The organism is Methylobacterium iners (assembly GCF_022179305.1).
Classification (GTDB): Bacteria; Pseudomonadota; Alphaproteobacteria; order Rhizobiales; family Beijerinckiaceae; genus Methylobacterium; species Methylobacterium iners.
The window spans coordinates 93,095-110,217 of record NZ_BPQP01000001.1 but is presented as its reverse complement, the minus strand read 5'-3'; the positions used below and the strand labels follow the sequence as shown (position 1 = coordinate 110,217).

The following is a 17,123-nucleotide window of genomic DNA, read 5'->3' as shown; positions in this document are numbered from 1 at the left end:
GCTGACGATCGAAGGCGTCATGATGCCCGGCAAGGGCAAGATGACGGTCACGGGCAACCTGCGCGACGTGATGAAGGAGTCGATCTCGGCGGCCGCAAGCTACGTCCGCTCGAGGGCCATCGATTTCGGCATCGAGCCGCCGCTGTTCGAGCGCCGGGACATCCACGTCCACGTTCCCGAGGGGGCGACCCCGAAGGACGGGCCGTCCGCCGGCATCGGCATGGCCACCGCCATCATCTCGACGCTGACGGGCATTCCCGTCCGTCGCGACGTGGCGATGACCGGCGAGGTGACCCTGCGCGGCCGCGTCCTGCCGATCGGCGGCCTCAAGGAGAAGCTGCTGGCGGCGCTACGGGGCGGCATCAAGACGGTGCTGATCCCGGAGGAGAACGCCAAGGACATCGCCGAGGTGCCCGACAGCGTGAAGAACGGGCTGGAGATCATACCGGTCTCGCGCATGGACCAGGTGCTGCAGCACGCGCTGGTCCGCGTACCGGAGCCGATCGAGTGGGAGGAGCCCCTGCCCCAGCCCGCCCGTCCGGTGATCGGCGAGGACGAGGGCGCGACGGTCATCGCGCACTGACGCGGCGGCGAGAGCGAGACATGGAGAGGCCCCGGGGTGCACCCCGGGGCCTTTTCGCATGAACGGGCCGCCGGAGCGCGCGAGGGGTTGCGCCGCGCGCGCCCCTTCCGCTACCAAGCCGGCGCGGTCAGGGCGGTTAGCTCAGTTGGTAGAGCGTCTCCTTTACACGGAGAGGGTCGGCGGTTCGAGCCCGTCACCGCCCACCGTTACTTTCATAGTCGTTACAGTGGTTTGCCCTGTGTTGTTTCTGGGGAGTGGAGTAGTATCTGGGCTTACCCCCTGATCTCTCCCCGGAAACCCCATGGGACGCCCTGGTTTGCCCCCGCGCTTGTACCTCCGGACAAAGCGGGGAAGCGCTCCTCGGTGGGTCATCCGATTTCGCGAGGGCGAGGTCTCGACCGGATGCGCTGAGAATGAGCGAGCTAAGGCGGAGGAAATGCTCGCGGCCTATGATGAGACCCGGAAGCGCGTGAAGCGGCGTCGCCACCGCTACCCAAACGGACACATCTACTTCATCTCGCGACCTGACGATTTAAGCTATCCCGTGAAAGTCGGGTACTCAGGTGCGTCGCTCTACATGCGCCTCGCTAACGTCCAGGTCGGATGCCCCTACCGCCTCGCCGTGATCGAGAGCTGCCCGGCGCATCACTCCCTGGAACTCCGGCTGCACCTCCACCTTGCCGAGAGCCGTATGATTGGCGAGTGGTTCGCCCGATCCCCAGCGTTGGCGGCTGCGATGCGAGCAGCCGCGGCTGAGGAGCTTGATACCCTCCTAGGCGTTCGTCCGATCGAGGCGCCGATCGCTGCATCCCCTCCCCCAGCGAAGAAGAGATTGCGGGGCAGTGCGCGAGTGCTGGAGGTCGCCAGCGCTCGCCCGGTCTCAACGCAAAAGCCGTACAGCCCTCCTGCGATGAAGGCTAAAACGAAAAAAGCGCCCGAGGCCTGAGCCCCGGGCGCAGCCGGCCTGTGGACCGACGGTGGACAGACGGTGGATTATTCCTTGAAGTGCGGGCGCTCGAGGCGATCGAGACGCAGCTCGAGCCGCTTCTCGACACGGGCGATGCGGTCTCGCTGGAAATCGTAGAGCCGCTCCTGCATCCGCCAGTGGACTTCATGCTCGGCCCGGGTGACCTGTGTCGTGGCAAGCCCCTCGAGGCGCTTGTCGCTCCGCTCCTGGAGCGCAACGATCCCGTGCTTGAGCTCTGAAATTCCGGTGTTGATCGGCCAATAGGCCAGGCCCCCGACCATTGTTAGGACCGTCATTCCGACGCCGACGGCCGACCAGATCACGCCCCACGGGGTCTGCCCGCGTTGGTCGAGCTTGTCCCGGATGCCGTTCACGGCGTCGGCGACGGTCTTCATGGAACCCGCCAAGCCTTCGACGCGGGTTTCCAGCGTCGACAGGCGAGAGTCGACGTGCGGTGCTGCGGTGGTCATGTCATCGGGCCCCCAAGGCCTGTGGCGCGCCGGCGTTCCGGTCGCGCGGGTTGGCTCTCACGAGCCGATGATTGTGAAAGCCAAAGCGGCTTGCCTCTCATGGAGGCACGTTAATTTCTGCCCTCACGATCGAGGCGCCGGAAATTAACGAGACCACCTCCCCCTGCGGGGGTGGGGTTGGGATGGTGGATCAGCGGGCGAGCTCGCGCCGTACCGCTTCGATCCAAGTCACGGCGCGGGCGCCGCAGGCGGTCTTTGATCGGTCCAGGACCTTTGCCGCCCCGATGATCCGAACGACGTCGCCCTTGGTCAGGGCGCGATCGGGGATCTCGGGGAAGGCCTGGCGCAGACACTCGGCGACGCCCTCGGGCGGTGCCGGCAGCGTGATCCGGTGGCTCGGCGCCAACGGATCGACGACGGCCGGACCGTCAGAGGTCACGCAGCCGGCGAGCGTCGTCGTGAGTAGTGCAGCGGCGATCCCGCTCCGAATCCTTGGCGAGCACATCGTTGATCCCCTGGAGCTTCTTGTTGGTGGCCTGGATCTCGGCGAGGTCGCGCACCGCCTGGATCGAGACCCGGTCGGTGATGTCCTTGGCGATCGCGGTGCGGGTCTTCTCGGCCGCGAGCGCCCGGGCGGCGTCGCGGGCGAAGGCGTCGTGAGCGCCTTTGGCCTGGCCGGCCTGGTAGATCGCGGCGCCGGCGATCAGGACCACGCCCGCGAAGATCAGCGGACGTTTCAGGAAGCCGGGGAGCCAGGACAGGCCGACGAAGGCGAGCACCAGCAGGCCAATGCCCGAGAGGCCGGCGATCGCCGCGATGGGCGAGAACGCGGTCCAGGCGTTCTGCAGGAAGGCGAGAGCGGGGATCATGCCTTGATCCCCTCGAGGCACATGGCCTCCTCGCGCTTGCGCCGGGACACCAGGCCCGGGATGACGCGCCCGCCGGCCCGGTTGAACCGGGTCATGGCGTGGCAGGCCTCGGCGTAGCGGCCCTCGTTGTAGAGGCGCACCGTCGTCGACTTGCAGAAGCCGCCCGACCCGATGTTGTAGGCAAGCCCGGTGAAGGCCACGAGGACCTTGTCGCTCATCGGCTTCTTGATGCAGTGCTCGACCTTGCCGGCGAACTCGTCCAGACGACGCAGCAACATCGCCTCGCACTGCTCGCGCGTGTAGACGTCACCCATCTTCACGCCCTTGGTCTCGCCGATGCATATCGTCGGCACGTTGACGATGTCCCGGTAGGCCTTGAGGCGCACGCCCTCGTCCTTGGTGACCGTCATCGTCGCCAACACGCCGGCGGCCGTGGCTGTGAGCGCTCCGCCCCACATCTTCTTGCTGGTCAGGCGGCTCATTCGGCGTCCTCCGAGAGTGGTTTCTGGGCGACCAGGCGCGCGCCGCCGGCGGCGACCGTCACGAAGAGCGCAAGAGCCGCGAAGGCGCCGCGCGGGATGGGCGGGTCGCTGGCGAAGACGCCGATCGCGACCTCAGCGCCGGAGAGGACCGTCGCGAGAGCGGACAGCCGGAGGCTCCAGGCGTGGCGCACGAGCGCCCGCCAGTCGTGTCTGAGTTTCATGGTGCGGGGTGCTCCAGACATAAAAAAAGCCCGCGCGAGGCGGGCTATGGTGCAAAGCGTCAGATCGTCAGACGATCTCGGTGGTGACCCCCAAGTAGAGGTCGGCGCCGTTACGCGCGGGCGAAGTATTGTCGTAGACATAGATGAGGAGCTGAGTGTCGCCGCCTCCCCCAAATGCCTGGAGCATCTCGCCGCCGCCCGCGGCGTTGTCACGGCCCCAGCCGACGCAGAACCCCGCAATCACGACGCCAGGCGGGAGTGCGACGCGGAGTGGTCCGTCGGCGGTACCGACGCCGTTCGCTGGGATGCGGATATTCAGCGAAATGTGGAGCCGCTTGCCCTCGATGACGTACCGGGCGCTCGACGTGTAGGCGTCCAAGGCTCCGACCGCGGCCGTCACGACGGGCGTGTAGGCCGTCCACGGGGCGGTGGAGACCACGCCATTCGCGGGTCTGAACGTGATCCCCGACTGGCCGATGATGAACGGCGGGTCGAACCAGGCCTGGAACACGGCGCCGACCTGACTGCCGCCGGCCACGACGACCTGGGTGCCGTTGACCGCGTCGCGCGCGCCGTTGAAGTCGAGGCACCGCGTCCAGGGACCGGATGACGGATCGTACAACCCATTCTCGACCGGGTTCGTCTGGTCCTTGACCAGCGTCCGTCCCTTCGGACCCTCGACCTGTTGGAAGCCGTCGACCATCTGCAGGCCCGAGAGGACCAGCGGGCCCGTCGAGGCGCACATCGCGGGGGCTTTGTGGCCGAGCCCGTCGGAGACGCCGGCCAAACGATCGATGAGAGTGGACACAGGCGGCCTCCAAAACGGAAAAGGCCGCCCTTGCGGGGCGGCCTCGTAGCGAGTGATCGGGGTCGGGAGGGGTGCGAAAGTTTCGCTACCCAATGGGTGGCAAGGTCCGGAAAATTTCCGGCCCTTCTCGAATTGGTGCCGGGCACGGCAACCGTTCTCAGGGCAGCACTCTACGATCGGCCGGCCCGGCTTCTCCACGGCCTGCGCCGCAGAGATCTCGAATCTGAATGTCGGGGGCCGCCAGCCATTGCCGGCAGGCTACGGTTCTACGGTGGAACGCCCGTCGGCTCAACAGGGCGACGCGCGCCTCCAAGCCGACCAGAGGTCCCGAAGAAACCTCTTCTCCAGGTAGCGCTGTGCCCGGTTGTGGGCATGGGCCTTCGTCTCGACGCGGTCGGCCTCGTAGAGCTTCCGGGCATCGTAGACCGCCTTGAGAGGCCCGCCGGCCTTCACGATGCACGCGCCGAGGTTCCACATCACGCAGCGCCGCGCCGGGCTGTACCCATGATCCAGCGCCTCGACGCCGCCGACGCGTCGCTGCCGGCCGCCGTCGGGCATTACGGCCAGGCCCATTCGCTTCCACAGCTTTGCAGGGTTCGCGTAGGCGGACAGGTCGCCTGCCTCGCCGACGATCGCTGCCAGAGAGAGCAGGCCAACGCCGCGGGTCTCTTCGACCCACGGGGCCACCGGGAGCACCTTGGCGAGCTTCACCAAGCGCTTCTCCACGGTCGCCCGGTGCTTTGCGATGCCGTCGCGAGCCTCCGTGAGCGGGAAGATCGCGGCGAGTGCCACGTCCGCCATCTGGTGCGAGCCGGTGCCGAGCGCGGCTTTGTAGATGCGATCGGCCTCGGCTTTGTCGCCGCCCTCTGCGAGGCGGCGGCATAGGGCCTTAGCCTGCAGCGTCAGGGCCTTTTCTGCGCGGTGCCAAGCCTGCCGGCGACGCCATTGCTCGCGCAGCTCGGCGATCGGGGCGGCGAGAGCGGCACTCGTAGCATGGATACCAGGCTGTGCGTGGCCGCTCTCGCCATCGGCGCGGACGCCGATCTCTGAATTCTCAGCCAACACGGGCCGCCTCCTGCAGCTCGCGAAGGCGACCGTCGGTCAGCACGTCGCCGGCCGTCGCGGTCGTGGGCATGGACTGGGCGACGAGCCGCAGCCAGCGAGCCTTCGTGCCCATGTCCTCGGCTTGGCTTTCGTAGAAGCTCGCCGCGGCGCTGATCTCCTCGCGGGTCGCGTCGCCGAGCTTCTTGCCGCCGGGCAACGGGAACATCAGCAGCGTCCCAGCCGCGAGCTGCGTCACCCGGTAGGCTCCGGACACCTTCGAGGGCGTGAACTTCTCCGTGCGAGCCGGAGGGTTCCAGACTGCCTTGCGCGCGCCCTGGACCTGCCGACGGACCGCTTCGTAGCAGGCGTTCGAGATCAGCGGATCGGTCAGGGCTTCCCGCAAGCCGTACTCGGCGCGCACCCGCGCTTCGAGCTTCGCGGTCGCAGCGCGCACGTCACCGCCAGCCTCCTCGAAGGCTTGCTTCGCAGCGTCGGCGACGAGGTCGCGCGGGCTCGGCGCCTTGAAGTGGAGCGCCGCCATCAGGACCGAGCCCCCATCGCGATCAGGTCGGCGACGATGCTCTCGACGAGGTCTTCGTCTTCGTGGACGGTCAACCGTGCCTTGCAGATCAGTCCATCGAGCGTGGTGGCCTGCAGCTTCGCCAGGGAGCGGCAGGCTGTGAGGAGCCGGCGGTCTGATTCGAAGTAGGCGATAGCTGCAGCCTGGTTGGCCGCGAGAGTGTCAGGCGTCCGGTCCTGGAAGTAGGCGTTTTCTGCCTTGCAGTGTTCACGGACTAGCAGATCGGTCTCAGACCAGATCGCCTCGATGATCGGCTCCATCGCGAGGAGCGCGCCGTCAGGGTGTGCCCCTGACGCGGCCGTCGGGACGGTGAGTAGTGGAGCAACGGCGAGGCCAGAGAGTAGCGCTCGCCGAGACGTGCTAGTGGCACGGTCAGCCATTGTCGATCTCCCGCGGATCGGTGGTGGTTAGGCCGACCGGGGTGTTACCAGCACCTCGTTCGGCCGCTTGCGTTTGCAGCTACGATATGACTACAGTTGACTTCTAATGTCAACTACGTTTGTAGTCGCTTTGCAGCCATGGCAAAAACAACTCCACTCGGGATCAGGCTTGAGCCGGACATCCGCGCCGCACTCACAAAGGCGGCTGCGGATGATGCACGATCCATCTCGTCCCTTGTGGCGAAGATCCTGTCCGACTGGCTGAAAGCGAAGGGGTATCTCAAGTGAACCAGCGCCGCTCGCCCGAGGAAACGCTCGAAGCCATCGCGGCCCGCCTGGACGAGGTCGCCGGCCAGACCGCCGCGCTCATCGCCTACGTCGCCCATCTGCCGGGCGCCGACGTGGTGCAGCCCCGCGACCTCCGCTCAACGCTTGCCTCGATGGCCCCGCCGCGTCTCTCGCGCGAGGCACCCGAGAGCCCTTTCGACGTAGCCACTAGGACGGCGAACCAAATCGCCGAAATGGCACGCCAATTTGCAGCGCTCCGCTCTAGCAGCGGACGCTGATCACGGTTGCGGCTTCGGCCGCAGGACGGGCCGGCCTGTTGTAGGCTGTCACCCATACCAGCTCTGCTGGCCCGTCCATCCATCCCCGCGAGGGGACGCGGGAGCGGCTCGGCTACAGCGGGCCCGAAGCGATGGTTGCCTGATGAAGCTGGACGACTGGCGGTCCCCGATTTCAGGCCACCTGGATACCCGCCCGAGATAGCCACCCACGGGGAAGCCTACCCCTATCTGCCAGCATCTGTGCCGAGGATGTCGGCCGCCAACCGGCAGCTGCCTTTTCCGCCTGTCACAGACAGCTTCCAGAGCACACCAAGGATATAGATGCGTGCTCGCTCAAGCTGAGAGAAGCGCCCGAAGGCATCTTGCTCAAATAACTGTGGGGGCGTTAGGTGCTTGAAATTTCTGTCACCAACCGGTTGCTGACAATGCCAGTTCACGAACCAGGTAGCTGCACTTTGCAAGGCTACCTCTTTATCTGAACTGGATAGCGCTGTGTAAGTCGGGTCGTTTCTAACGCTAGAAAGAAACTCTTCCGCGCCAGGTCCCTCCAGTTCCACAGGTGACGCCCACACAAACGCCGGCATTAAAAACGGCAGAGCGATACCGAAAAGGGCTCTTTGCAACGCCATCACTCCCACGGCCTTTTCTGGTCGTTCGGCGGCAGGATGGCATAGTTCAGAAGCTGCTTCATCCCAGGGTACGTGCCGAACGGGATCAGGTTCTTGCCGGCGGTCTTCTGCGCGTCCGTCACCTTGCCGTCGCGAGCCCAGCTCTCCGGTATCGTCATTACCGTCGCGGCGTCCTCGATCATGCCGACGGTGGGGCCGGCCAGAGCGCCGGCCTTGCCCCGGGAGGAGTAGCGGTTCGCCCCCTCGGCACCCGAAACGCCGGGGAACAGCACCTCGCCGAGGTCGACGCCCGCCTTCTTGATTCCGTAGAGCCCAAGCTTCTCCGCCGTGTTCGAGATCTCGAAGGGCAAGCCGAGGATTCCGGAGCGGTCCAGGCCCTCTCCGATCCAGAAGCCGGGATTGTCCGAGAGCTTGTTCTGCCGGTTCCCCTCGTAGGCCTTCAGGAATGCGATGAAGGCGCCAATGCTGCTCATGGCCATGACGCCGCCCCAGAACCGCGTCTGGTCCTCCTGGAGACCGCGAAGGAGGATGCGCTGGTTAGCGGCCAGCGTGAAGCTCTTGAACTGCAACGCGGCCTTGCCGAGCGGGGTATGAACGAACAACGGCAGATCGCCGACCGACGGCTGGATGATGATGCTGTCGACGTCCTTGTTGATCGCGCCGTAGAAGGTCCGTCGGGCACCCTCGTCCCCCCAATCCCCCGACCCTGCGACCCGCACCCCCTCGACTTCCTCGCCGTGCTCGGCGGCCTGCTTCGCGATGCGCTCGGCCATGTCCCGGTCGATGCCGAGGAATGCGAGGTAGGCCCTCTCCCGCTCGGGCAGCGAGCCGTAGCTCTCGGCTCCGCGCAGGACGCGGTTCTGCGTCACCGTCGAGGCCCATCCCTTCATGGTGTCGGTCCACCACCGGATGCCGTTCCAGGTGGACGCCTTCTCCGTCATCCGGCGCAGGAAGAGGTCGAGGGCCGTTTCTGTCCGATAGGGGTCCGTCACGTCGACGAGCGAGGCGAGACGCGAGGCCTGCACCCGCTCCAGCACGTTGCCGGCGAGCTGCGCCTCCTTGATCGACAGGCCGATCGCCTCCTTTTTGAGGTTGGAGCCGAGCAGGCGGGCGAGTGGGCCGGTTCCGAAGGCTTCGAGCCCGTGGACCATCGCGGGGCGCGCGATGTCGTTCAGGCTCGCCGTGATGACCCCGCCCATGAGGCGGATGTAGTTCAGAGCGTTGGCCGAGCGCACGACCTTGTCGAAGGTCTGCGAGGCGTAGTCCGGCCGGTACTGCCCACGCAGCATGTCGCGGAGGGCTCCGATGTCCTTGAGGTCGGCCTGCTCGCGTTTGTCGAGCGCCCGACGGCCAGCCTCGTCGGCTGGGTCCAGGCGATCGCGCAGCCGCCGGTAGCCCTCCCGGATGCGCGTGAAGGCCTCCGCCATGTCCGGGGTGCCGAACTGGCGGGCGAGCTCCACGTCTGCGCCCATCAGTCGGGCGTAGCGCTTGCCGACGGTCGACACGTCGTGATCGAGGAAGTCCTCGATCAGCGCATCGGGCACGTTGAAGGTGCGCTCCTTCAGCGGACCGACGGCCTTCGCCGTGATCCTAAGCCCGTCGGGCGCCACGTCGAGGTTGCGGCCCGTGAGCTTGTCGAAGACCTCGTCGGCGATCGCGCGTGCGGCCTCCCGGAAGTCGGCGCGGCCGCCCCCGATCGACACGTTCTCGCCGGCACGCTCCACCTCCCAGGCATCGTAGAAGGCCCGCTCGATGCTGGCCCGACGCGTTGCGAGCTTGACGATCGTGTCGTCGGCCGGGCCCGCTGCTGCGCGAGCTGCGGCGATCTCCGCGTCGATCTCGGCGAGGTCCCCTGCCACCTTCGCCCGCGCCGCGGCGTACTCGCCACCGAGCGTTCGGGCGTAGTGCTCCGTCACGATCTCCTTGAACTGCGGCTCCTGCGCGATGAGCTTCTCGCGTTTCCAGGCTCGCGAGAAGTAGGAGACAGCCGTCTCGGGCTGCACGTCTTCGGGCAGGAGCCTCTGCCCGATGGCCTGATCCTTCAAGGGATCGAACAGCGTCGAGCGCCACGCCTTCGCCGCCGCCGAGACGGGGCCGGCCGCCGCCTGCCTCCGGGCGGCATAGGCCGCCTCATCCTCGCCGGACCGGCGTGGCATCGAGGCCCAGGCGCCGTCATCGGCTGGGTCGGCCACGTCGCCTCGGCGCATTGCACGCCCGACGGTTTCCCGGAACTCCTGTTCCGTCATCCCGATCGTCTTGCGGCTCTCCGCCCAGATCTCGCCCATGCTCTGGAGCGCGCGAGCGTTGCGCCCGGTGTGCTCGATCATGGCCGTCTCGGCGGCGACGCCGAGCGTCCGGCCCTCCTCGTGCATCGAGAGGTACGTCGAGTTCTTGAGCAATCGCTCACCAATTTCGCGTGTCTCCGCGATGGGGGACGAGGCGAGGCGGTTCGCGGGATTGAGCCATGCCGTCGCCTGCCCGACCTGCCGAGCTGCGGCTCCGCTGAGGTCCAGGTCCTCCAGGCTGCGCCGTGGCGCGGCGGCGGCGCCGACCGAGCCGGCCTCAGCGCGAATGCCCTCGGCAACCCCGGCCTCGAACTCGGAGAGGCGCGCGGCCGCGTCGGGCGCATCGGCCAAGCTGCGATCGATGGCTGCCGAGGCCTTGCCCCAATCCGCTCCCCGGAAGATGTACCCGCCGGCGCCGCCGACCAGGCCGCCGAGCAGGAACGACCCGCCGACAGCAAGGGCGGTCTCCTCCCCTGTTCTCAGCTGCTGCGTGGCTTGGAGCGCCCCCTCTTGAACGGCGGCCTGCGCTGCAGCGGACGCACCGACAGCAAGGGCCGAACGCGCGACGGTCGCCCCTGCCCGGGCCCCCTTCGCGACGGCGGCACCGGGAATCAGGATGGTCGGGTCGGCGATGCTCGCACCGATCTCCAGCAGCGTGCCGGCGATCGGCGATTGCGCGAGCCGACGACGATCCTCGTCCTCGCGATCGATGTCGCGCGCGATGGCCTGTGCCCGGGGCAGGTTGAACGCACCCGTGAAGTTCTGCCAACGCGCCTCGTAGGGCGTGCCCTTCACGAAGGCCCAGGCGTCGAACGACGGATCGATGTCGTCGCCGACGCTCAGGGCCTCGGCAGACAGAGCCGAGGCAATCATGTTGCTCTGCCGGAACGCGGCGCCGACGAGCGAAGGGCCGTTCGGATCGGGCTTGGGCGGCGCGGCCGCCGGCGCGTCCAGGGCGTCCTGCCCCAGCGGCCGGAAGGCGTCAGCCTGCAGCTCGACGGGAGTCTCGCTGCGCATGTCGAGGAAGGGCATGATCAGGGTCCGAACGGCTCGGGCACCGCGGTCGCCGCGGCTCGGTTTCGTGCCTGCTCCGCACTGAAGCGCTCGCCCAGCGCCCGACGGGCGCGATCCGGATCGGCCACGAAGCCGACGGACCCGTTCATCGGCAAGGCCTGGAGCACGCCCTTCTCATCCTTGAACCCCAGCACGTAGGGGACGGGACGCCCGGCGTTGAACGCCCGCGCCATCTGCTGCTCGGCCGCCGCGTTCGTCGGCACCACGACGATATCGGAGCGCTTGATCTCCCGGCCGGTCAGGGCCTTCACGTCCTCGATGTACTGGTCGGCGACATAGTCCTTCGAACCGCCGACGGGCGGATAGCCCGGGGCGGCCTCGGGCGCGTACTTCATGATGGTGGGCGTGCCGGTGATGTTCGTCGCGGCATAGATGCCCCGGCGGCCTGTGCTCGGGTCGCCGACGAGACGGTCCATGGCGAGCCTCGTCGCGGAATCCTTGTTGCCGGTGCGCTGGTACTCCAGCAGAGCCTCACGCTGAAAGTCGCTGTTGATCCGAGCCATCTGCCGGTCGTCGAACGCGAGGTCGGGCCGCCCAAAGCCAAGGATGCCGGTCGCGAGACGCTTCCTGGCCTCGTTGATCGTGTTCTCGTCCTTGAGCTCCTTCATGAACTCCGCCGCGGCCTCGTTCGAGCGCATGCCCGGCAGCTTGGCTTTCCAGGCTGGGTCATTGCGCTCCGCGATGATCGCCGCGGCCTCCTGCGCGGAGCGGCCGATGCCGAGGTGGTAATCGAACTCGGCCGCGGCCTGCTCGATCTGCTCCCGGCCCGGGACCGTCGCGAAAGCATGCTGGTTCGCCGCCATCAGGCGAGATGCGACCAGGAGGCCGCGCTCGACGCGCACCGGGTCTGTCGCCACCAGGGTTCCGCGCACCAGGTTGCTGACAGCCTCGGGGACCACGCCGGTACGCTTGGCGACCTCGACCGTGACGACGCGGGCGCGCTCGGCGGCTTCGTCGGACTGCAGGAGGACGGAGGGGCTCGGAACGACCTGAGCGTAGGCCAATCCAATCTGCTTGCGCTTGTCCGCGTTGAAGGGGTCGCCATCGAGCGCGCCCGAGTTGAAGGCCTCGACGGCCGCGGCCCGCTCGCGCAGCCCGGTCGTGGTGCTGTCGTACTGGCGCAGAAGCGTGTTCCGGCGGGGCTCGTCAAGCGTCGGGTCGGACTCGATGCTCGACCGGCTGATCATGGGCCGGAGGCCGGCATTAGCGTCCAGGATGCTGCGCTCGAACGTCTCGGCCTGAGCCGACGCTTCCTGGATGCGCGTCGCCTGGGCCTTGCGGTCCTGGTCGATCACCTGGTCCTGAGTGTTCTTCGCCAGCAGCTCCCGCTGCTCCCGGTTGAGGAAGCCCGCAAGAGGGTCCCCTGGCCCGGCGTTGGCGGCCATGCGAGCATAATCGAGAACGCCGCTCCCGTTCGCGTCCTTGGCATTCTCGCCACGCCGGAGCGCACCCTCGGCGCCGCCGACGCCGCCCAGATGCATCATCGAGTACAGACCCTCGCGCGTGATGGGCACGCCCTGGACCGTCTTACCGATGAACTGGCCAAGCCCCCGCTTCTCGATCTCGCCATCGTAGAACGTCTGCGAGGCCTGGAACGCCGCGCGTTGCGCCTCTGGGCTCTCGCGGAAGTCGGCAAGGGTACGGACACCGGGAAATCCCGGAATGGCGAAGGTGCCCGACCACTTGCCCGGTGCGTCCTTCGGGCTCTTCGACCAGCCTTTTAGATCCTCGTTTTGACCAGGCGTGTAGAGACCGAGGGTCTGCAGGAGCGGGGCGCCGAACTGGTACAGCCCGGCGTATCCAAGCGAGTTCACGACACGCGGGTTGCCCGAGGACTCCCTACGGATCAAGGCGCCTTCCCAACCTCCGCGCGATGCCGCAATGATCTCGACGGGCGGGAGCTTCTTAAGGGAGTCGAACGCGTAACCGGTCGCCCACTCCTGGCGCTGCCTGGCCGCCAAAGCCCTGTCGATATATCCGCCGTTCTCCAGGCCATCGATCACCCCATGGCCAGCCCGAATGATCTCGGTCTTCATGTTCGGATCGCCGTCATCCGGGGTGTCCCTGAGGTTCTGCAGCGTCTGCACAGCCGCCGCCTTCTCGGCATCAGTCCGGAGCGAGAAGGCCCTGCTCTGCGCTGCGATGCCGGTTTCGTTCACGGTTGGCCGGTATTGCTCCTGCAGCAGCGCCCGACGGCGCGGGTCGGTGACCCCAGCCAATCGCTGCTCAAGGGCGGCGGCCGCGCGCTCACGAACCGACTGCTCCAGACCCTCATCGGTGGTGGCCTGGGGCAGCTCTGCTCGCAGGGTCGCCATGTCCATGACGATCCCGGCTCGGGCCTGTGCTTCCTCCAGCGTCTCCGCTTGGCGCTCCTCTTTGCGCATGGCCTGGACGCCGGCGCCGATCGCGGCATTGCCGAGGTCTTGCGCGCCCCTGCCAACCGCCTCGGCTCCCTTGGCGACGGCGGAGACGTCGTAGGTCGCGATCGGGCGACCGGAGACGAGCGAGCCCGGGCCGCCGAGGTCTTCACCCGTGGGGAGACGAGCCATGGATCACCTGAAGCGAAGATTGGGAAGACCGGAGTCGTAGTCGCTGCCGCCGGTTGCTGTGCCGGAGGGCGCACCAAACCGCGAGAACATCGAGCCGGCGCCGGAGAGAATGGTCCCGAAGGCCTGCGACCGGGCGCCCTCGGCCGCGGCCCGGCCGGACATCTCCGTGCCCTCGGCCTGCAGCTCCAGCCCGCGCGCCCGGTTCTCGCCCCGGTACATCTCGGCCAGCGCGTTGTACTCGCCTTGCCCCGCGATGCTCTCGCCCAGCGCGATCACGCCGGGATCGGTGGCGGACCCGCCGTCGGCCGCCGAGCGTGCCTGCAGGGTCGACTGGGCGAGCGCCGTCTTGCGGCGGACGTCGAGCGAGGCGCGCTGCGAGGCCGCACGCGATTCCTGAGCGGCCTGGCGCTCCTGCCGCGCCCGGAACTCCGCCTGGTCCTGCGCGGCGTTGCCGGCCGCGATCGTGCTGGACGCGGAGGCCAGCGTGCCGAGGCCGCTGACCACCGCCCCGATGATTGCTAGCTCGGCCACCTATGCCTCCCAAACGTACACGTTGGCGCTGACTTCACGGAAGCCGAGGCGCTGAAGCCAGCGCGGCGCGGCCTCGACACCCTCGTCGGCGATCGTGACGATGCGGCGGACACCGCGGCGGGCAGCGTCGGCGAGGCCCTGGCGCACGGCCTTGTGGACCGCGACCGGGTAGCGCTTCACGGCGGCGTACCCTTCGAGGAAGGCGACGACGGTGCCGTCGGGCAGGTAGGACAGCCCGCCGATCGCGACCGGCGCACCATCGATCCGTGCCGTCATCGCCCGGATGCGCCAGGCCGGCGGCTCGGCGAGGAAGACCTCGACGTCCTCGGCCGTCGTCGGGCCGATGCTAACCATTGGTCTCGACTTCGATCACGGCCGCCATGACAGTCACCGGGCGCGGAGCCGAGGCTGTGAGGCAGAGCCGGCTGTCGGTGTCCCAGGTGCCGGGGACCGAGATCATCGGTTCGTCGTAGGCGTTGCGGACCGCGTCCGGCTCGACGTCGGCGCCATTCTCGACGAGGGGGAGGTCGTCCATGACCTCGAAATCCTGGCCGTACTGCAGGCCCTGGGCATGGACGTCCGCCATGATCAGGCCGACGCTGACCACGCGCTTGACCTGGTTCAGCGCGGTTCCGCCTTGCGCGGCATAGGCGAGCTTCGAGGATTTGAACCAGGCCTGGTACGGGAGGCCGATGCAGGCCGCCGAGACCGGATCGGGAAGGGTGACCTGGCCGCCGATGACGTCGAAGGTGCCGAGATCCCGCCCATCGCCCCAGGCGATAACGCTGCAGCCCTCCAGGTGGCCGAGCCCGTCGATCGTCCTCTTGGGCGAGCCCTGGTAGATGATGTGGCAGTCGGCCATGCGGTTGAGCGCACCGCCGCGACACTGATCGAGACGCGCGAACCGCTCGCGGTAGCGCACCTGCTCCCCGCCGATCGTCCGGCGCACGGTGTAGTAGACCATGTCCTCTACCGCGTCGGGCAGGACGCAGAGGTCCTCGACGACGCCATCGGTCTCGACCCGCCACCAGGCCTCGACCTGGTCCTGCGGCTCGAAGGTGAGGACCGCGACGGTGCCGTCGGCGCGCAGGCAGTGGATGCGCGTGTCGGGCTGGCGCTGCACGGCCAGGCGCACGATCGGGTTGTTCAGGAAGAGGTCGGGGTGGAGCCGGTTCAGGTTGCCGGCCTCGTAGTCCTGCGAGTTCACGTCATACGCCAACTGGTAGAGCCGCTGGCCGGAGCGCTGGACGAAGAGCCCGCGCTTGTCGCACTTCACGGCCGCGACCCGGGCTGATCCCTGCGTGGAGCAATCCTTGATCGTGATGCCGCCGGCGGGCGTGATCGGCGCATCGAGCGCCGAGGAGCGGATCGAGATTTCGGAGCCCTCGGCGCCGGCGATCAGCCGCGTCAAGGGCAAGAGCCAGTTGATGATGGCGACGGGCCCGTAGCCGATCGAGCGCGAGATCGCGGACGAGTCCCCGACGTTCGAGCCGTCGATGGTGTCGGCGAATGAGCCGTAGGCATCTGAGACCGATGCCCAGAACTTGTCCCGGCCAGCAAAGCAGAGGCGGCCGTCGTGAAGGGCTACGGTCGAGGGATACCCGACCACGTCGGACCAGTCGCCGAAACGCCAGTCCTCCGTGAGAAAGTCCGACGAGACGGCCTGGAGGACGCTCACCCTCACCTCGGTCGACGAGATGAACTCCTGGATCCGAGCAATGCCGGTGCGCCCGCCGCCGCCGTGGAAGAGCTGCGCGACGAGCATTCCCGAGGTGTAGCTCCTCAGGCCGATCCGGTACCAGACGATCGAGTTGTCGAAGCCGTCCGTGATCTTGCCGGTGAGAACGCCGCTGCCTTCCTGGACCTTGGTGTAGCCGCTGAACTCGCCGGTGAAGGATCGCTGGACCTCCCACTCTCCGACGAAGGTGCCGCCGAGGGTGTACGAAACCGCGCGGTCCTCGCCGACGCCTGCGACGCGGATCGGCGGCGTGAAGCTCTGCGCCGCGCCGATCCGGAAGGCGTGGTTGTACTGCGGGGTGAAGGCGCGGATCAGCGAGCCGACTTGCTGCGGACGGAACAGCGGGCGGGTCGCGGTCACCGTGCCGAAGCCCAGTCCGACCGAGAACTTGAGCTTGAGGTCCTTGGTCGGAAACCCCTGGAATGGGCCGTCGTCGACAACGAGGTCGATGAGGGACCATGACCGTCGGCTCCGGCGCTCGATACGGCGCTGCTTAAAGCCAAGGCAAGCCACAAAGACGACGTCGCCGCTTTGCTCGTAGCGCAGCAGCGGCAGCGCGGCTTCCGGCCAGGGGGTCGGCAGCTCGAGCGGGCCGGCGGGCTCGATTGCCACGGTGCCCACGGTGAAGGTCTGGTAGCTCGTATTCTCGAACTGGACGAAGACGGTGGGCTCCGTCGTCGTGAAGGTCAGGGAGTGCACGCCCGTTCCGAGCGAGGCCTCGCGGACCAGGTCGTCGCCGCCGCCCTGTGTGCCCACACGCAGGGTGACGGGGCCAGCCAGGATGTTGATCCGGAGCGCGTGCTCCACGCCCGGGGAGGCCATCGCGAACGACGCCGTCGCGGAGACACCGCCGCCGATCGACTGGCCGCGCAGCAGCATCGCGCCGTCACCGATCTCGGCGTTGCCGCCGCCGTTGGACGCGATCGACCAGGCGGCCGGGTTCGTCATCGCGCCGGCCGGGAAGGTCGAGGCGACCACCGGCCGGGTCACGACCTGATCGTTGATCACGACCCGCATCACACCGGCCGTCATCTCCAGGATGGCGCGCTCGGTGACCGAGAACACGAAGGGGATGTCGTAGGAGCGCAGGTTGCCGCGGATCGGCGTCGCGAAGGCAAGGCCCGGGCGCAGGCTCATCGGCCCGACGGTGTGCGGGACCCAGTTGCGCATCTCCTCGGCCGACAGGCGGAGGCGGTCGACGTCGACGCGGCCGAGAGCGAGCTTGCCGATCTCTCCACGGTTGAACGCCTGGAGCGGCGCGTTCTGGCGGCCCATCAGCTACTCCGGCGCAGACATGAAAAAGGCCGCCGAAGCGACCAGGTCGGGCAGCAGATCGAGGTCACGAGG

18 protein-coding genes and 1 tRNA gene are annotated in these 17,123 nt (G+C 67.8%); 4 read left to right on the top strand and 15 right to left on the bottom strand.

The window, feature by feature from the left end; translation table 11 throughout:
• The 3 genes from MFF55_RS00670 to MFF55_RS27035 all read left to right on the top strand — a co-directional run.
• A partial coding sequence (locus tag MFF55_RS00670; protein WP_283206682.1) for a S16 family serine protease occupies nucleotides 1-583 on the top strand: 583 nt, incomplete at its 5' end.
• A 130-nt stretch (nucleotides 584-713) separates the two neighbouring features.
• A tRNA-Val gene (locus tag MFF55_RS00665) sits at nucleotides 714-786 on the top strand.
• Nucleotides 787-884: 98 nt separating this feature from the next.
• Nucleotides 885-1,529, top strand: coding sequence for a GIY-YIG nuclease family protein (locus MFF55_RS27035; protein ID WP_373874682.1), 645 nt, complete (start codon nucleotides 885-887; stop codon nucleotides 1,527-1,529).
• A gap of 47 nt (nucleotides 1,530-1,576) precedes the next feature.
• Here MFF55_RS27035 and MFF55_RS00660 read toward each other — a convergent pair whose 3' ends face one another.
• The 9 genes from MFF55_RS00660 to MFF55_RS00620 all read right to left on the bottom strand — a co-directional run bounded on the left by MFF55_RS00660 (nucleotide 1,577) and on the right by MFF55_RS00620 (nucleotide 6,284).
• Nucleotides 1,577-2,020, bottom strand: coding sequence for a hypothetical protein (locus tag MFF55_RS00660; RefSeq protein ID WP_238242091.1), 444 nt, complete (start codon nucleotides 2,018-2,020; stop codon nucleotides 1,577-1,579).
• 190 nt (nucleotides 2,021-2,210) lie between these two features.
• Nucleotides 2,211-2,459, bottom strand: a complete 249-nt coding sequence (locus MFF55_RS00655; protein WP_238242090.1) for a hypothetical protein — start codon at nucleotides 2,457-2,459, stop codon at nucleotides 2,211-2,213.
• On the bottom strand, nucleotides 2,449-2,889 hold the full coding sequence (locus MFF55_RS00650; protein WP_238242089.1) for a hypothetical protein: 441 nt from the start codon (nucleotides 2,887-2,889) through the stop codon (nucleotides 2,449-2,451). Before MFF55_RS00650 ends, MFF55_RS00655 begins: the two co-directional genes overlap by 11 nt.
• Nucleotides 2,886-3,371: a lysozyme gene (locus tag MFF55_RS00645; RefSeq protein WP_238242088.1), complete on the bottom strand. Its 486-nt coding sequence runs from the start codon at nucleotides 3,369-3,371 to the stop codon at nucleotides 2,886-2,888. The genes MFF55_RS00650 and MFF55_RS00645 overlap by 4 nt, the downstream gene beginning before the upstream one ends.
• Nucleotides 3,368-3,592 carry a DUF7940 domain-containing protein gene (locus tag MFF55_RS00640; protein ID WP_238242087.1) on the bottom strand — a complete coding sequence of 75 codons (225 nt, stop codon included), beginning with the start codon at nucleotides 3,590-3,592 and terminating at the stop codon, nucleotides 3,368-3,370. The genes MFF55_RS00645 and MFF55_RS00640 overlap by 4 nt, the downstream gene beginning before the upstream one ends.
• Nucleotides 3,593-3,659: 67 nt before the next feature.
• Complete coding sequence (locus MFF55_RS00635; RefSeq protein ID WP_238242086.1) at nucleotides 3,660-4,400, bottom strand: hypothetical protein; 741 nt, start codon at nucleotides 4,398-4,400, stop codon at nucleotides 3,660-3,662.
• A 288-nt stretch (nucleotides 4,401-4,688) separates the two neighbouring features.
• Complete coding sequence (locus MFF55_RS00630) at nucleotides 4,689-5,462, bottom strand: hypothetical protein (protein ID WP_238242085.1); 774 nt, start codon at nucleotides 5,460-5,462, stop codon at nucleotides 4,689-4,691.
• A complete protein-coding gene (locus MFF55_RS00625; protein WP_238242080.1) occupies nucleotides 5,455-5,985 on the bottom strand; it encodes a hypothetical protein in 531 nt (176 codons plus the stop codon). The genes MFF55_RS00630 and MFF55_RS00625 overlap by 8 nt, the downstream gene beginning before the upstream one ends.
• On the bottom strand, nucleotides 5,985-6,284 hold the full coding sequence (locus MFF55_RS00620; protein WP_238242076.1) for a hypothetical protein: 300 nt from the start codon (nucleotides 6,282-6,284) through the stop codon (nucleotides 5,985-5,987). Before MFF55_RS00620 ends, MFF55_RS00625 begins: the two co-directional genes overlap by 1 nt.
• A 404-nt stretch (nucleotides 6,285-6,688) precedes the next feature.
• Between MFF55_RS00620 and MFF55_RS00615 the strand changes: the two genes are divergently transcribed.
• A complete protein-coding gene (locus MFF55_RS00615; protein WP_238242074.1) occupies nucleotides 6,689-6,970 on the top strand; it encodes a hypothetical protein in 282 nt (93 codons plus the stop codon).
• 224 nt (nucleotides 6,971-7,194) lie between these two features.
• Here MFF55_RS00615 and MFF55_RS00610 read toward each other — a convergent pair whose 3' ends face one another.
• The 6 genes from MFF55_RS00610 to MFF55_RS00585 are packed head-to-tail and all read right to left on the bottom strand — an operon-like array spanning nucleotide 7,195 to nucleotide 17,051.
• A complete protein-coding gene (locus MFF55_RS00610) occupies nucleotides 7,195-7,608 on the bottom strand; it encodes a hypothetical protein (RefSeq protein WP_238242073.1) in 414 nt (137 codons plus the stop codon).
• The gene (locus MFF55_RS00605) at nucleotides 7,599-10,916 is read right to left on the bottom strand and encodes a hypothetical protein (RefSeq protein WP_238242070.1); all 3,318 of its coding nucleotides are present in this window, start codon (nucleotides 10,914-10,916) and stop codon (nucleotides 7,599-7,601) included. Before MFF55_RS00605 ends, MFF55_RS00610 begins: the two co-directional genes overlap by 10 nt.
• 2 nt (nucleotides 10,917-10,918) lie before the next feature.
• Nucleotides 10,919-13,507, bottom strand: coding sequence for an NYN domain-containing protein (locus tag MFF55_RS00600; protein ID WP_238242065.1), 2,589 nt, complete (start codon nucleotides 13,505-13,507; stop codon nucleotides 10,919-10,921).
• Between the two features lie 3 nt (nucleotides 13,508-13,510).
• Complete coding sequence (locus MFF55_RS00595; RefSeq protein WP_238242064.1) at nucleotides 13,511-14,038, bottom strand: hypothetical protein; 528 nt, start codon at nucleotides 14,036-14,038, stop codon at nucleotides 13,511-13,513.
• The gene (locus MFF55_RS00590) at nucleotides 14,039-14,392 is read right to left on the bottom strand and encodes a GNAT family N-acetyltransferase (protein WP_238242060.1); all 354 of its coding nucleotides are present in this window, start codon (nucleotides 14,390-14,392) and stop codon (nucleotides 14,039-14,041) included.
• Complete coding sequence (locus MFF55_RS00585) at nucleotides 14,385-17,051, bottom strand: phage tail protein (protein WP_238242059.1); 2,667 nt, start codon at nucleotides 17,049-17,051, stop codon at nucleotides 14,385-14,387. The genes MFF55_RS00590 and MFF55_RS00585 overlap by 8 nt, the downstream gene beginning before the upstream one ends.
• Nucleotides 17,052-17,123 lie beyond the last annotated feature (72 nt).

Coding starts and splice junctions, on each gene's coding strand:
- MFF55_RS27035 (WP_373874682.1), top strand. CDS start 885: ATGGGACGCCCTGGTTTGCCCCCGCGCTTGTACCTCCGGACAAAGCGG.
- MFF55_RS00660 (WP_238242091.1), bottom strand. CDS start 2,020: ATGACCACCGCAGCACCGCACGTCGACTCTCGCCTGTCGACGCTGGAA.
- MFF55_RS00650 (WP_238242089.1), bottom strand. CDS start 2,889: ATGATCCCCGCTCTCGCCTTCCTGCAGAACGCCTGGACCGCGTTCTCG.
- MFF55_RS00645 (WP_238242088.1), bottom strand. CDS start 3,371: ATGAGCCGCCTGACCAGCAAGAAGATGTGGGGCGGAGCGCTCACAGCC.
- MFF55_RS00640 (WP_238242087.1), bottom strand. CDS start 3,592: ATGAAACTCAGACACGACTGGCGGGCGCTCGTGCGCCACGCCTGGAGC.
- MFF55_RS00625 (WP_238242080.1), bottom strand. CDS start 5,985: ATGGCGGCGCTCCACTTCAAGGCGCCGAGCCCGCGCGACCTCGTCGCC.
- MFF55_RS00620 (WP_238242076.1), bottom strand. CDS start 6,284: ATGGAGCCGATCATCGAGGCGATCTGGTCTGAGACCGATCTGCTAGTC.
- MFF55_RS00605 (WP_238242070.1), bottom strand. CDS start 10,916: ATGCCCTTCCTCGACATGCGCAGCGAGACTCCCGTCGAGCTGCAGGCT.
- MFF55_RS00600 (WP_238242065.1), bottom strand. CDS start 13,507: ATGGCTCGTCTCCCCACGGGTGAAGACCTCGGCGGCCCGGGCTCGCTC.
- MFF55_RS00590 (WP_238242060.1), bottom strand. CDS start 14,392: ATGGTTAGCATCGGCCCGACGACGGCCGAGGACGTCGAGGTCTTCCTC.
- MFF55_RS00585 (WP_238242059.1), bottom strand. CDS start 17,051: ATGGGCCGCCAGAACGCGCCGCTCCAGGCGTTCAACCGTGGAGAGATC.